The organism is Bradyrhizobium sp. BR 1433 (assembly GCF_051547665.1).
GTDB classification, from domain to species: Bacteria; Pseudomonadota; Alphaproteobacteria; order Rhizobiales; family Xanthobacteraceae; genus Bradyrhizobium; species Bradyrhizobium australafricanum.
In genome coordinates this window covers 5,168,681-5,184,015 of the sequence record NZ_JBPUGG010000001.1, presented here as the reverse complement: position 1 = coordinate 5,184,015, position 15,335 = coordinate 5,168,681, and the positions used below count along the sequence as shown (strand labels likewise).

At 68.2% G+C, this 15,335-nt stretch carries 8 protein-coding genes and 1 pseudogene; 7 read left to right on the top strand and 2 right to left on the bottom strand.

Annotation, left to right across the window (positions count from 1 at the left end; genetic code table 11):
* Positions 1-308: 308 nt before the first annotated feature.
* From ACSKB9_RS25025 to ACSKB9_RS25010, 4 genes and pseudogenes are all read left to right on the top strand, one after another.
* A pseudogene (locus ACSKB9_RS25025) lies at positions 309-2,820 on the top strand (ATP-binding protein).
* A complete protein-coding gene (gene tsaE / locus ACSKB9_RS25020) occupies positions 2,817-4,340 on the top strand; it encodes a tRNA (adenosine(37)-N6)-threonylcarbamoyltransferase complex ATPase subunit type 1 TsaE (RefSeq protein ID WP_438076425.1) in 1,524 nt (507 codons plus the stop codon). Before ACSKB9_RS25025 ends, tsaE begins: the two are co-directional and overlap by 4 nt.
* An 87-nt stretch (positions 4,341-4,427) precedes the next feature.
* Positions 4,428-4,748, top strand: coding sequence for a PilZ domain-containing protein (locus ACSKB9_RS25015; protein WP_028337556.1), 321 nt, complete (start codon positions 4,428-4,430; stop codon positions 4,746-4,748).
* A 125-nt stretch (positions 4,749-4,873) separates the two neighbouring features.
* Entirely contained in the window at positions 4,874-5,596 is a 723-nt protein-coding gene (locus tag ACSKB9_RS25010) for a nucleotidyltransferase family protein (protein WP_438076423.1), read from the top strand.
* 12 nt (positions 5,597-5,608) lie between these two features.
* On the opposite strand, the gene ACSKB9_RS25005 is transcribed toward ACSKB9_RS25010, so the two are convergent.
* Positions 5,609-6,622, bottom strand: a complete 1,014-nt coding sequence (locus ACSKB9_RS25005; protein WP_438076421.1) for a DUF2891 domain-containing protein — start codon at positions 6,620-6,622, stop codon at positions 5,609-5,611.
* Positions 6,619-7,542, bottom strand: coding sequence for a hypothetical protein (locus ACSKB9_RS25000; RefSeq protein ID WP_438076419.1), 924 nt, complete (start codon positions 7,540-7,542; stop codon positions 6,619-6,621). Before ACSKB9_RS25000 ends, ACSKB9_RS25005 begins: the two co-directional genes overlap by 4 nt.
* Positions 7,543-7,599: 57 nt before the next feature.
* Between ACSKB9_RS25000 and ACSKB9_RS24995 the strand changes: the two genes are divergently transcribed.
* From ACSKB9_RS24995 to addA, 3 genes are all read left to right on the top strand, one after another.
* Positions 7,600-8,553 (top strand): LysR family transcriptional regulator, encoded by a 954-nt coding sequence (locus ACSKB9_RS24995; RefSeq protein WP_438076417.1) that lies wholly within the window; start codon positions 7,600-7,602, stop codon positions 8,551-8,553.
* An 80-nt stretch (positions 8,554-8,633) separates the two neighbouring features.
* The gene (gene addB / locus ACSKB9_RS24990) at positions 8,634-11,780 is read left to right on the top strand and encodes a double-strand break repair protein AddB (RefSeq protein ID WP_438076415.1); all 3,147 of its coding nucleotides are present in this window, start codon (positions 8,634-8,636) and stop codon (positions 11,778-11,780) included.
* Positions 11,774-15,250 carry a double-strand break repair helicase AddA gene (gene addA, locus ACSKB9_RS24985; RefSeq protein ID WP_438076413.1) on the top strand — a complete coding sequence of 1,159 codons (3,477 nt, stop codon included), beginning with the start codon at positions 11,774-11,776 and terminating at the stop codon, positions 15,248-15,250. Before addB ends, addA begins: the two co-directional genes overlap by 7 nt.
* Positions 15,251-15,335: the final 85 nt, after the last annotated feature.

Here is a 15,335-nt window from a genome sequence, read left to right as displayed (position 1 = left end):
TGCGGACGAGCTCCGCAAGATCACGCTTGGTGCGCGTTCTCCGCATGACTACGGAGTCAATTCGCGTAAAATCCACGCCTCCCGGCGGCATTTTTTCACAGGGGATTCTGCGTTCACGGTCTGGACTCTTACTCGCCGAGTCCCGTTGGGACTATTCTGTTTTGATTCGAGCACGACGGGGGTCTCGTCGGGCTGACTGGTCCTGCTTGGGCATGATCGGCGGACAAACGTCGTACGTTTGCCGTGAGGGAACACCGGTCTCCGCTTTTCCGGATCATGCCTGGGGTTTGTGCGTTCTGGGGCAACATATGTCGGGCGTAGTCGCGGCAATGCGTCGAACCCTGCTGTCATGCACCTCACTGGCGCGCGACGGCATGATTGGGCTCGCCATCACCGCATTGCTGCCGGCCCGCACCGCGTTGGCCGCCGAGAGCCCGGTCGCCCAGGCGATGTCGGATCATTTCGGCTTCAATCACCAGGAGGTCGCGGTCCTCGCGACGTCGCTTGCGCTGGTCGGCTTCTCGGCCGTCGCCGCGATCCTCTTGATGCGCACCCGCGTGCGCGCGACGCGGAACGAGGAGCAGCTGCAGTCCGAGATCACGGACCTGCAGGCGCAATCGGACCGGCTGCGCGCGCTGCTGTTCGTCGAGCCGCAGGTCCTGATCTCCTGGGCCGCCGGCGACAACCGGCCGCAGATCTCGGGCGACATCTCGCTGGTGATGTCGCAGGAAGGCTCGCCGCAACGCGTCCTCGCCTTCGGAACCTGGCTGCCGCCCGAGCCGGCGCTGCAGATGGATCACGCCGTCGACGCGCTGCGCGAGAAGGGCGAGGCGTTCCTGCTCAACCTCTCGACCTCGGCCGGCCGCGCCATCGAGGCGATGGGCCGCGCGATCGGCGGCCAGGCCATCGTGCGGATCCGCGAGCTCGGCGGCCTGCGCCGCGAGCTCGCCGAATCCAACCTGCGCTACAAGACGCTGCAGGAGGAAACCGAGCTGCTGCGCGATTTCGCCGCCGCCGCGCCGTGGCCGATCTGGGCCAAGAGCCTCGAGGGCAATCTGCGCTATGCCAACGCGGCCTATGTCCGCGCCACCGAAGGCAAGAGCGTGTCGGATGCGCTGCAGCGCAATCTCGAACTGCTCGAAAGCGACCAGCGCGGCGAATTGACCCGCGCGCTGAACGACAACGCCAATTATGCCGCGCGGCTGCCGATCGTGGTCAGCGGCGAGCGGCGGATCTACGACGTGCAGGCGCTGAAGCTCTCCGGCGGCAGCGCCGGCATCGCGATCGACGCCAGCGAAGCTGCGGCGCTGCGCGCGGCGATCGCTCGGATGGTCGAAGCGCACCGGCGCACCCTCGACCAATTGTCCTCGGGCGTCGCGGTGTTCGATGCCGACCGGCGGCTCACCTTCTACAACGAGTTCCTATCGGCGGCTGTGGGGCCTCGACCAGGCCTTCCTCGACGGCAACCCCGACGATTCCAGCGTGCTGGACCGGCTGCGCGCCAACCGCAAGCTGCCCGAGCAGCCGGATTTCCGCGCCTGGAAGGCCAAGCTGCACGAGGCCTATCGCGCGGTCGAATCCGAGACCTATACCTGGTTCCTGCCCGACGGCCGCGCCATCAGCGTCGTCACCACGCCGAACCTCGAGGGCGGCGTCACCTATCTGTTCGACAACGTCACCGAGAGCCTCGACCTCGCGCGCCGCTACGACCGCCTGACGCGGGTGCAGCGCGAGACCCTGGACAATCTCGGCGAGGCGGTCGCGGTGTTCGGCAGCAACGGCCGCGCGGAACTGTTCAACCCGCCCTTCGCCAAGATGTGGAAGCTGCCGGCCAACGCGCTGCAGGGCGAACCGCATATCGAGGCGGTGGAAGCACTGTGCCGGCCGCTGTTCGACGACGCCCTGACCTGGCGCACACTGCGCGAGCAGATCACCGCGATCGAGAACCGCGCCCAGGTCACGCTCAAGCTCGAGCGCAAGGACGGCAGCGTGCTGAATTGCATGACCATCCCGCTGCCCGACGGCAAGACCCTGCTCGCCTTCCAGGACATCACCGACACCGAAAATGTCGAGCGGGCGCTGCGCGAGCGCAACGAGGCGCTGGAAGCCGCCGACCAGATGAAGGTGGATTTCGTCCATCACGTCTCCTACGAGCTGCGCGCACCGCTCACCACCATCATCGGCTTCGCGCATTTCCTCAGCGATCCCTCGACCGGACCGCTGACGCCGAAGCAGGCCGAATATCTCGACTACGTCACCAAATCGACCAACGCGCTGCTGGCGCTGACCAACAACATTCTCGATCTCGCCACCATCGACGCCGGCGCGATGAAGCTCGAGCTCGGTCCGGTCAATATCGGCCAGGCGATCGAAGCCGCCGCCGAAGGCATCCAGGATCGCCTCGCGACCGACCGCATCACCCTCAAGGTCGATATCGAGCCCAACATCGGCGCCTTTGTCGGCGACGAGCGGCGCGTGGTGCAGGTGCTCTATAATCTGCTCGCCAACGCGGTCGGCTTCTCGCCGCACGACGCCACCGTCACGATCAGCGCCCACCGCACCGAGCACAGCGTGGTGTTTGCGGTGACCGACGCCGGTCCCGGCATTCCGGCGGAGATGCGCGACAAGGTGTTCAACTGGTTCGAGAGCCATTCGCACGGCTCGCGGCACCGCGGCGCGGGCCTTGGCCTGTCGCTGGTCCGCTCCTTCGTCGAACTCCATGGCGGACGGGTGCGCGTCGATTCGACCGTAGGCCGCGGCACGACCGTGACCTGCGACTTCCCGATCGACCAGACCGCACACCGCAACGCTGCTGAATGACGGCGACCTCGACATTCTCGGTGGCGCTCGCGAACGAGACCGCGACAGCAGAGCTGATGGCCGACCTCGCGCTGCTGATCGGCGCCGGCGACGTCATCACGCTGTCCGGCGATCTCGGCGCCGGCAAGACCACGGCCGCGCGCGCGTTGATCCGCTATCTCGCCGACGACGACGCGCTGGAGGTGCCGAGCCCGACCTTCACGCTGGCGCAGAGCTACGAGCTGCCGTCGTTTCCGCTGGTTCATGCCGACCTCTACCGCATCAACGACGCCGGCGAGCTCGAGGAGATCGGGCTGTCGCCGCTGCCCGACGACATCGTGGCGCTGATCGAGTGGCCGGAGCGCGCGCCCGACGCGATGCCCGCCGACCGCATCGATATCGCGTTCAGCCATCGCCCGGCGCTCGGATCCGCGGCACGCGCGGCCGAGATCACCGGCCATGGCAAGGGCGCGGCGAAGGTCGCGCGACTCAACGAGCTGCGCCAGTTCCTCGATCGCGCGGGCTTTCTCAATGCCCGGCGCGAACGCATGCCGGGCGATGCCTCGACACGCTCCTATGCGCGGCTGCGCAACGACGACGGCACCGTCATCCTGATGAATTCGCCGCGCCGTCCCGACGGCCCGGCGATCTACAGCGGCCAGTCCTACAGCGCGGCGGTGCATCTCGCCGAAGACGTCAGGCCGTTCGTCGCGATCGGAAACGGCCTGCGCAAGCATGGTTTCTCCGCGCCCGCGATCCGCCACATCGACCTCGGATCCGGCTTCCTCATCACCGAGGATTTCGGCGCCGAAGGCGTCATCGAGGGCGATCCACCGCAGCCGATCGCCGAGCGTTACGAGGCCGCCGTCGACATGCTGGCGGCACTACACCGCGAGGTGCTGCCGGAGCAATTGCCGCTGACATCAGACGAGAGCTACGACATCCCGGTGTTCGACATCGACGCCTGGCTGATCGAGATCGGGCTGATGTTGGAATGGTACCTGCCCGACCGCGACGTACCGCCGAGCGAGGAGCTTCGCACCGAATTTCTCGGGATGTGGCGCGGCCTGCTCGAGAAGCCCGCAGCGGCGCCGCGGACCTGGGTGATCCGCGACTTCCATTCGCCGAACATCATCTGGCTTGCCGAACGCACCGGCATCCTGCGCGTCGGCGTCATCGACTTCCAGGACGCGCTGCTCGGCCCCGCGGCCTATGACGTGGCGTCGCTGCTGCAGGATGCGCGGATCGACATCCCCGAGCAGCTCGAGCTGTCGCTACTGACCCGCTACATCAAGGCGCGGCGCGCGACCGACGAGAGCTTCGATCCGGCCGGCTTCGCCGAGCTCTATGCGATCATGTCGGCGCAGCGCAACACCCGCCTGCTCGGCACCTTTGCGCGACTCAACCGCCGCGACGGCAAGCCGCAATATCTCAAGCACCAGCCGCGGATCTGGACCTATCTCGAGCGGTCGCTGGCGCATCCGGCGCTGACCAGCTTCCGCATCTGGTACACAGCCAATGTCCCTCCTCCAGTACCGTAGTTTACGGGTTATTAGCCTCGCCTCCCCTAAGGTTGCGGAGCCCGCACCTGATCCATGGCGCGGCCGGATCTGGAGCGGGACCACACGATGGGGACGGAACGACGCAAGGGCGATCGTGTCACGTTTGAGCGCGGCATAGCGGCGCACATGATGGGCATCGACGGCACCTGGCGGCGCGACTGCACCATGGAAGACGTGTCGGAGACGGGCGCCAAGCTCTCCGTCGACGGCTCGGTCGAGGGCCTGAACCTGAAGGAGTTTTTTCTACTGCTGTCGTCCACAGGATTGGCCTATCGCCGCTGCGAGCTGGCGTGGGTCAATGGCGACCAGATCGGCGTCAACTTTCTCAAACAAGGCGACAAGAAGAAGAAAACCGCCAGACGCGGCACGCAAGCTGCCGACGTCTAGGCCAGGGTCGTCATTGCCGTCTTACGGCCGTCATGTCTCGTGACTATGGCGTCTGATTGATGTGCTTGCCGAATCGCCGTGATATGATCGGCGCATGAGAGATGATGACCGAGAATATCCGGAAGATGCCCGTCACACCCCATAAGGCCATGGTGCTCGCTGCGGGCCTCGGCGTGCGCATGCGCCCCCTGACCAACACGATGCCGAAGCCGCTGGTCAGCGTCGCCGGCCAGCCGCTGCTCGACCATGTGCTCGACAAGCTCGCCGGCGCCGGCGTCAGCGAAGCGGTCGTGAACGTGCACTATTTGCCCGACCAGATCATCGAGCACGTCAAGACCCGCAGCCGTCCGCACGTGATCATCTCCGACGAGCGCGACCAGGTGCTCGGCACCGGCGGCGCGGTGGTGAAGGCGTTGCCGCTGCTCGGCGATGCGCCGTTCTATCATCTGAACGCGGACACGATGTGGATCGACGGCGTGCGCTCCAATCTGGCGCGGCTCGCGGAAACCTTCGATCCGGCGCGAATGGATATCCTGCTGCTGATGGCGCCGACCGCTACGAGCATCGGCTATGGCGGGCGCGGCGACTATTCGATGTTGCCGGATGGCGCGTTGCGCAAGCGGCGCGAGAACCAGGTGGTGCCGTTCGTCTATGCCGGCGCCGCGATCATGTCGCCTGCACTGTTCGCCGACGCGCCGGCCGGCGAGTTCTCGCTGACCAAGATATTCGACCGCGCCAACGAGCAAGAGCGGCTGTTCGGCCTGCGCCTCGACGGCGTCTGGATGCATGTCGGCACTCCGGACGCGATCCAGGCCGCGGAAGAAGCTTACCTGGAAAGCGTCGCGTAGGCGGCGCCGTCGTCAGCCATCGGCGTCGATCGCGAGCACCGCGAAGCTCGCAAGCCAGTGTTCACCCATATAGTCGCTGGCGATATGCGGCAGGCCGGCGTCGAGATGCCGGCGCGCGGCATCCTGCAGGATCGGACGGCGCGCATCGGCCGCCGGCAACGCACCGGCCAGCGCCCGCCAGCACCATGCGCGGCTGAGATTGAGCCCGTCGAGATGTGCCAGCTTGCCATCCGAGCGATCGGTGACCGTGGCGGGACGGAACAGGGTTGCGGGTTCGCGCAGGTCGAGCCGCGGCAGGAAGCGGTCGAGCCAGGGCAGGAAGTCGCCCGGCGCCAGCAGCCGGCGCATGCACTCGGCTTCGATCAGCGCGGACGACTGGAAGTCGTCGCCGCTCGGCTCACCCCAGGCGGGGCAGTCCTGATCGGCGCCGTACCAGCGCAGCGCTGTGTCGCGCAACAGCGCGCCGAACGCATCGTCCCGTGTCGCTGCGGCGTAGTCGGCTGCCATGCGCAGTCCGAACGCGGTGTTGAAATGGGTGCCGACCCGCACCGGATAGGTGGCGAGCGGCAGGAAATCGCGGTAGCGCTGCGCGAAGATCTCGGCGAGCGGAGCGATCCGATCGCGCCAGTTGGTGTTCTCGACGAGCGAGAGCTCTGCGGCGAGCTTCAACAGCCAGCCCCAGCCGTAAGGCCGCTTGAAGCCGCGCGCGGTCGGGGCGGCGAGATAGCTGCATTCGGCGGCAACCTTCTCCGTAACGAACTGCGCGTCGAACAGCGCGCGGATATCGTCCGCCGCCTCGGATGAGGGATAGCGGCGCAGCAGCCGGGCAAGCATCCAGTAGCTGTGGACGCAGGAGTGCCAGTCGTAGCTGCCGAAGAACACCGGATGCAGCTCACGCGGCGTGCGCGCGTCCTGCGGCCCCGCCAGCACGTGATCCGGCTTGTTCGGATATTCGCGCGTGACATGGCCGAGCGCGATGCGCGCGAAGCGGACGGCGAGGTCTTCGGTCAGGATCGTCGCGCTCATGGTGAGGCATTCTCCTTGCGCTCGCGGCGAACAAGCATCCCGATCAGCCGCGGCGTCATATAGATCGGAAACTGCGTGGCGGCGAAGAACAACGCCGTCATCGGCGACACCGCAGCGCCCATCGCCGACCAGACCAGTCCGACATTGCGGTTGCCGAGAATGAGGCCGCTGGTCAGCCGCGCAGCCAGATTGCCCGGCGTGAGGAGCGCGCCACACAATTGCAGGGCAAGATTGCAGGCGAAGGCAAGGCCGACGCAGGTGAACGCGGCGGCCGGTTGCGCTTCGATCTGGGTGCGCACCCCCGCCATGGTGGCGATCGCGAACAGCAGCAGCGAGGCGAGCACGAGCGCGTCGATGATGCGCGCATGCTGGACCAATCGTGCAGCGGCCTGACGGCGCAGCAGCAACGCCAGCACGCCGGCGCCGCCGACCAGCAGCGCAAGCCGCGTCGCAAGCGCCAGCGGATCGAGCGCGAGACCGGCAAATCCCGCGGCGATCAGCGGCACGGTGACCGGCGCCAGCGCCATCGACAGCAGCGTCACGGCAAGCGGAATGGTCGCATCGAAGCCGAGCATGCGCGCGACGGCCGCCGTGCCGCTCGACGGTGGCGCACACACCGACAGCACCAATGCGACGATCAGCTCGGGTCGAAAGCCGGCGCCGCGCGCGGCAAGGCCGACTGCAAGCGGGCTCGCCAGCATGGCGAGCGCCGGCAACAGCAGCCAGATCAGCGGCCGCCGCAACGCGCGCCGGAACGCCGTGCCGTCGACCTGGAGGAAGGTGCCTAGCACCAGAACGAAGATCGCCGCCGCCATCAGCGGGCGGGCGCCGTCCGCCAAGGCGGGGAAAGCCAATCCTGCCAGCACGCCGATGATCAGCAGTGTCGGCCCGCTTGGCACCAGCCTCGCAAATCTCGCCAAATTCCTGGGTCCCGTCGTCATGTCCGACCAACGAGCATAGGCCGGGGCAAATCATTGTTGAAATCGATTATTCTTATAAGTATTATTGCTACGATGAATTTATCCGCCGTCGATCTCAACCTGCTGGTCGCCTTCGAAGCGCTGATGGAGGAGCGCCACGTCACCCGGGCGGCCGAGCGCATCGGGCTCGCCCAGCCGTCCATGAGCAGCGCGTTGCGAAGGCTGCGTGCGCTGTTTGCGGACGAACTGTTCCTGCGTGCCGGCGCGGGCATGCAGCCGACCGAAAAGGCGCTGGCGCTGGCCGGGCCGATCGGCGAAGCGCTGCGGCAAATCCGGAGCGCGCTGGTGCCCGATCAGGGCTTCGATCCGGCGATCGCGCGACGGCGCATCACCATCGCCGCGACCGACTATGGCGATCTCGTTGTGGTGCCGGAACTGACCCGGCTGCTGCGCGTCGAAGCGCCCGGCATTGACCTTGCCGTGCGCCCGCTCACCGATGCGACGGTGGCGCTCGCGAAGCTGGAGCGCGGCGAACTCGATGCGCTGATCGGCGGGCACCTGCCGGACTCGCCGCGCTGTGTCCGGCACCGGCTGTTCGAGGAACGCTTCGTCTGCGCCCGCGATGCACGCACGAACCGATCGGAGCGCCTCAGTCTGGAAGATTACGCGACCTTGCCGCACGCGCTGTTCTCGGCGGCCGGCGGCGATGGCCTGCCGAGCGTGATCGACGCGCTGCTGGCGCGCCATGGACTGAAGCGACGGGTGGCGGTGACGCTTGCGCATGTGGTGGCCGTTCCGTTCGCCGTGGCCGGCACCGATCTGATCGCCACGATGTCCGAGCGCATCGCCCGGCGCTTCACGGATCTGGCCGACATTGCCGTCGTCGCGCCGCCGATCGACATCCCCGCCTTCGCGATCGACCTGATCCATACGAGCCGCGCCGCCCAGGATCCGGCGCTGCGCTGGTTCCTGGATGCCGCCGATCGCTGCGCCCGCCGATTGCGATATTGAGCGGTGACGGTTCTCCGACAGGGGTGGCTAACGACGGTCGCCGCTCCCTATATTGGCGCCGGATTCGAATCAGGCAGCCCATGCGCGTCTTCAGTGTTCCCGTTTCTGCGCCGTTCCTGCGCACCGTCATCTCGGCGCTGGTCGATGGCCGGCTGGTCGCGGGATTCGAGGCGCAGAGCGATCCGGCAAGGCTCGCCAACGCCACGCTGTATCTGCCGACCCGCCGTGCCGGGCGGCTGGCGCGGGAAATCTTCCTCGATGTGCTCGAGTCGGACGCCGCGGTGCTGCCGCGCATCGTCGCGCTTGGCGACATCGATGAGGACGAACTCGCCTTCGCCGACCAAAGCGAGGACGTCGGCGGCGCCGCGCCGCTGGAGATTCCGCCAAGGCTGGGCGAGCTCGAGCGCCGGCTGACGCTGGCGCATCTGGTCGCCGCCTGGGCGAAGACGCCGGTATCGGCGCCGCTGGTGGTCGGCGGGCCGGCCTCGACGCTGCAACTCGCCGGCGATCTGGCGCGGCTGATGGACGACATGGTGACGCGCCGCGTCGACTGGCGCGCGCTCGACCGCCTGGTGCCGGACCAGCTCGACAAATACTGGCAGCACTCGCTCGACTTCCTGCGCATCGCGCGCGACGCCTGGCCCAGCTACCTCAAGGAGATCGGCCGGATCGAACCCGCCGCGCGCCGCGATCTGCTGATCGAGGCGGAGGCGGCGCGGCTGACCGCGCACCACGCGGGCCCGGTGATCGCGGCCGGTTCGACCGGCTCGATGCCGGTGACGGCGAAATTCCTGCACGCGGTGGCGAAGCTGCCGAACGGTGCCGTGGTGCTGCCCGGGCTCGACACCGATCTCGACGAGGGCAGCTGGGACACGATCGGCGGCGAGCGCGGCGACGACGGCAGGTTCGTAACGCCGCCCTCGTCGAACCATCCGCAATTCGCGATGCACGCCTTGCTCGACCGCTTCGGCATCAAGCGCCGCGACGTCGAGAGCCTTGCCGAGCCGGCGCCGCTCGGCCGCGAGGTGCTGGTGTCGGAGACGATGCGTCCCTCGACCGCGACCGCGCAGTGGCACGATCGGCTGGAACGGCCGGAGATCGTGGCGCGGATTTCCGCCGGGATGACCAACCTCACCGTGGTCGAGGCGCCCAATCCGGAAATGGAGGCGCTGGCGATCGCGGTTGCGATGCGCGAGGCGCGGCATCTCGGCAAATCGGCCGCGCTGGTGACGCCGGATCGCGCGCTGGCGCGCCGCGTGATGGCGTCGCTGACGCGCTGGAAGCTCGAGTTCGACGATTCCGGCGGCGATGCGCTGATCGAGACGCCGGCCGGCGTGTTCGCCCGCCTGACCGCGGAGGCGGCGGCCAAGGGGCTGGAGCCGCCGACGCTGCTCGCGCTGCTCAAGCATCCGCTGTTCCGGCTCGGCGGTTCGCGCGGCGCGCTGCGGCGCGCGATCGAGGTGCTGGAGATCGCGCTGCTCCGCGGCACGCGGCCGCAAGCCGGGACCGGCGGCCTCGCCCGCGACTTCGCGCGCTTCCGCGCCGAGCTGGTCAAACTGCACGGCGGCGAGACCTCGTCGCTGCACGCCATGGAGCCGCGCGCCCGGCTGCGCGACAACGAGCTCAACCAGGCGCAGGACCTGATCGCCAGATTGCAGGCGGCGCTGGCGCCGCTCGAAGGCATGGCGTCGTCAAAACCCCATGATTTCGCCGAGCTCGCCGCGCGCCACCGCGAGGCGCTGATCGCGCTGTCCGGAGACCAGAACGGCGTTGCGGTCGTGTTCGAGGAGCGCGCCGGTGCGTCGCTGGCGTCCGCATTCGACGAGCTGCTCGCCAAACAGCAGCCGAGTCGGCTGATGACGCCGCTCGCCGATTATCCCGAGGTGTTCCAGACCGCGTTCGCCGACCGCATGGTGCGGCGACCGGAATCGGCGCGCGCGCAGCTCAACATCTTCGGCCAGCTCGAAGCACGTCTCACCGAATCCGATCGCGTCATCCTCGGCGGCCTGGTCGAGGGCGTCTGGCCGCCGGCGCCGCGGATCGATCCGTGGCTGAGCCGGCCGATGCGGCACGAGCTCGGGCTAGATCTTCCCGAGCGGCGTATCGGGCTTTCCGCGCACGACTTTGCGCAGCTGCTCGGCCATGACGAGGTGATCCTCACCCACGCCGCAAAAGTCGGCGGCGCGCCGGCGGTCGCCTCGCGCTTCCTGCACCGGCTCGAAGCCGTGGCGGGCCAAGCGCGCTGGAAGGCCGCGACATCGGCCGGCGAAACTTACGTGCAGTATGCCGCCGAGCTCGACCGGCCCGACAAGGTCGAGCCGATCCCGCAGCCGGAGCCGCGGCCGCCGCGCGAGGCACGTCCGCTGAAAATGTCTGTGACCGCGATCGAGGACTGGCTGCGCGATCCCTACACGATCTATGCGCGCTACATCCTGCGGCTCGATCCGCTCGACCCCGTCGACATGCCGCTGTCGGCGGCCGACCGTGGCTCGGCGATTCACGAGGCGCTCGGCGAGTTCACGCAGGTCTATGCCGACGCGCTGCCTGCCAACACCCTGCTCACGCTGCGCGAGATCGGGGCCAAATATTTTGCGCCGCTGATGGAGCGACCCGAGGCGCGGGCGCTGTGGTGGCCGCGCTTCCAGCGCATCGCAGGATGGTTTGCCGAATGGGAGCAGGCCCGGCGCGGCAATATTGCTGCGATCAAGGCCGAGATCCGCGGCGAGATCGGCATCCCGCTCGACGATGCCAGGACCTTCACCCTCTCGGCGCGCGCTGACCGCATCGAGCGGCGCGATGACGGCAGCTTTGCGATCCTCGACTACAAGACCGGCCAGCCCCCGACCGGCAAGCAGGTGCGCATGGGCCTGTCGCCGCAGCTCACGCTGGAAGCCGCGATCTTGCGCGAGGGCGGCTTCGCCGACATCCCGGCCGACTCCTCGGTCGGCGACCTCGTCTATGTCAGGCTGAGCGGCAACAACCCGCCGGGCGAGCAGCGTTCGCTGGAACTGAAGATCAAGACCAGCGACACGCCGCAGCCCCCCGATGAGGCCGCCGACAGCGCGCGGCGCAAGCTGGAGGCCCTGATCCGCGCCTTCGACGACGAGCAGCAGGCCTATACCTCGCTGAACCTCTCGATGTGGGCCAACCGCTACGGCGCCTATGACGACCTCGCACGCATCAAGGAATGGTCCGCAGCCGGCGGCCTGGGGATCGAGGAATGGTGAAGGCACCCCGTCCGATTCCGCCCGCCGTGCGCGACGCGCAGGCGCGTGCGTCCGATCCGAAGGCATCGACCTTCGTGTCGGCCAATGCCGGCTCGGGCAAGACCCATGTGCTGGTGCAGCGCGTGATCCGTCTGCTGCTGTCGGGCGTGCCGCCGGAAAAGATCCTCTGCATCACCTTCACCAAGGCCGCGGCGGCAAACATGGCCGAGCGCGTGTTCACGACGCTCGGCCATTGGGTGACGCTCGACGACGCCGGGCTCGACGCCGCGATCCGCGAGGCCGGCATTGCCCATCCTTCCGCCACGCTGCGGCGCGAGGCGCGCAAGCTGTTTGCCTGCGCGCTGGAGACGCCCGGCGGCTTGAAGGTGCAGACCATCCACGCGCTGTGCACCCGCCTGCTGCAGCAGTTTCCGTTCGAGGCCAACGTGCCGGCGCGCTTTGCCGTGCTCGACGATCGCGACCAGAACGAGATGATGGAGCGCGCCAATCTCGCGGTGTTCCTCGAGGCGTCGCGGATTCCCGACAGTCCGATCGGCCGCGCGCTGCGGACGGCGATGGCAAATGCCGCCGACGTCACCTTCAAGGAGGTGGTCCGCGAAGCCTGCCTCAGCCGCGACCACTTCATGGCCTGGACCGATGCCGCCGGCAACGCCGCGGCCGCCGCCGCGCAGATGTCGGCCGCGCTCGGCGTCTCCGCCGATGATCGCATCGAGGAGGTCGAGCGCGAGATCGTCGACGGCCCGAACCTGCCGCGCGCGAGCTGGAAGGAGATGGCGACGCTCCTCGATACCAGCAGCAAGGCGGATCAGAAGCAGGCCGAACGGCTGCGGAGCGCGCTGACCTTCACCGGTGCAGCCCAGGCCGACGAATATCTCGGCGTCTTCTTGACCGATGAACGCGCCCCGCGCGCGTCTGTCGTCACCAACAGTTTCATCAAGAAGAATGCGGTCGCGGGCCATCGGTTCGAGGCGGAGGTCGACCGTCTCGGTCCGTTGATCGAGCGCCGCCGCGCCGTGGTCGCGCGCGACCGCACCGAGGCGCTGATCCACATCGCGACCGCGGCTGCCGCGCATTACCGGCGCGAGAAGCTGGAACGCGGCCTGCTCGACTATGACGATTTGATCGACAAGACGCTGGCGATGCTCGACCGCGTCTCGTCGGGCTGGGTGCATTACAAGCTCGACCGCGGCGTCGATCACGTGCTGATCGACGAGGCGCAGGATACCAGCCCGCGGCAATGGGACATCGTCGCGCACATCATCTCGGAATTCACCTCCGGCGCCGGCGCGCGCGACGGCCTGGTGCGCACCGTGTTCGCGGTCGGCGACGAGAAGCAGTCGATCTTCTCGTTCCAGGGCGCGGCGCCGCGCGAATTCGACCTGCGCCGGCGCGAGCTGAAGCGGCGGTTCGAGGACGCCGGGCTGAAATTCGATCCGGTGTCGTTCACCTATTCGTTCCGCTCGGGGCCGGTGATCCTGCACTCGGTCGACCATGTGTTCCGCGAGCAGGAGATCTTCCGCAGCATTCACGCAGTCGAGAACGGCTACCCGATCCACAACGCGATGGCCGATGCCGGCCCCAGCCAGATCGAGCTCTGGGATCTCGCCGTGGCCGACGATCGCCAGGACATCGAGGGCTGGCGCGCGCCGTTCGACGGCGTCTCGGTGACCAGCCCCGAGGTGAAGCTGGCAAGGCGCATCCAGGCCGAGATCAAGCGCCTCGTTGCCAGCGGCACCATGACCGGCAGCGCCGGCGGACGGCGGCCGCTCAGCTACGGCGACATGCTGATCCTGGTGCGGCGGCGCGGCAACGCGTTCGACGCGGTGATCCAGGCGCTGAAGCACGCCGGCATCCCGGTCGCCGGCGCCGACCGATTGAAGTTAACCGAGCACATCGCGATCATCGACCTGATGAACCTCGCCGACGCGCTGCTGCTGCCGCAGGACGATCTCGCGCTCGCGGTGGCGCTGAAGAGCCCCCTGTTCGGCCTAGACGACGACGATCTATTCAAGTTGGCGTATCAGCGTCGCGGCTCGCTGCGCGAGGCACTGGCCGCGCAGGCGCCGACCGGTGAGCGCTTCGCGGCCGCGCTGCGCCGCCTCGAACAATGCGAGCGCCGCTTCACCCAGGAGACGCCGTTCGCGTTCTACGCCTGGCTGCTCGGCGGTGACGGCGGGCGGGCGCGCATCCTGCGCCGGCTCGGCCATGAAGCCAACGACGCGCTCGACGAATTCCTCGAGCTTGCGCTGAGCTATGAGCGCAAGGCGCCGGCCTCGCTGCAGGGCTTCGTCGCCTGGCTGCGCGCCGCCGACACCGAGGTGAAGCGCGACATGGAGATTTCGCGCGACGAGGTCCGCGTCATGACCGTACACGGCGCCAAGGGCCTCGAGGCATCGGTCGTGTTCCTGGTCGACACCACGACCTCGCCGTCGGACACGCAGCGGCTGCGGCTGATCCATCTGCCGCAGGGCAATGCCGCGCCGAACGCGCCCGGCGTCGTGGTGTGGGCCGGCAAGAAGGCCGAGGATCCGCCCGGTGTCGCCGAGGCGCGCAAGGCGATGCTCGGCGACACCGAGGACGAATATCGCCGCCTGCTCTATGTCGCGATGACCCGCGCCGCCGATCGGCTGATCGTCGGCGGCTGCATGCCCGGCAACATGAACACGGTGCGGAAATCGTCCTGGTACGATCTGATCACCAAGGGGCTCGCCAATTCCGGGCTCAAGCTCGAGGAGCTGGAGACGCCAGGAGGCAAGGTGATGCGCTATTCGCGGCCGGATGACGTCGCCGATCTCACCGGCGCGACTGCGTCGGCGGCCGCGGTGCCGATCGCGTTGCCGTCCTGGCTGCGTGCTGCGGCCGCACCGGAAGCATCGGCGGCGAGCATGCTGCGTCCGTCCGATCCGGCTGACGGCGACAGCCATCCGATCCGGACCGGCGAATCGGTGCTGCTGCGCGCCCGCGCCCTGCAACGCGGCACGCTGGTGCACCGGCTGCTGCAGTCGCTGCCCGACGTCGCCCTCGAGCGGCGGCGCGCCGCCGCGCTCGGCTACCTCGCGCGCAATGCCGACGGCTGGTCCGAACAGGAGCAGGTCGCGCTCGCCGATCAGGTGCTCGGCCTGATCGCCGATCCGCGCTTTGCCGCCGTGTTCGCGCCCGGCAGCCGCGCGGAAGTCTCGATCGTCGGGCGGCTGGAGCGGCCGGGCCAGCCGAAGGCGCTGGTTTCGGGCCAGATCGACCGCCTGGTGGTGACGCCGACCGACGTCCTGATCGTCGATTTCAAGACCAACCATGTCCCGCCCAGGACGGCGGCCGAGGCGCCGCGGGGCTATGTCCGGCAGCTCGCCCTGTACCGCGCGGTGCTCGCCAGGCTTTATCCCCAGCTGCCCGTGCGGGCCGCCCTGCTCTGGACCGAAACGACTGAAATCATGGAGATTTCTGCCTCCGCGCTGGACGCCGCCCTGGCATAAGTTCATGTCGGCGTGAGCAAGCTTGACCCGGCAAGGGGGCGTTCATAGGTTTGACCCATGCTCCCGGCGCGATTCCCAACCGCGC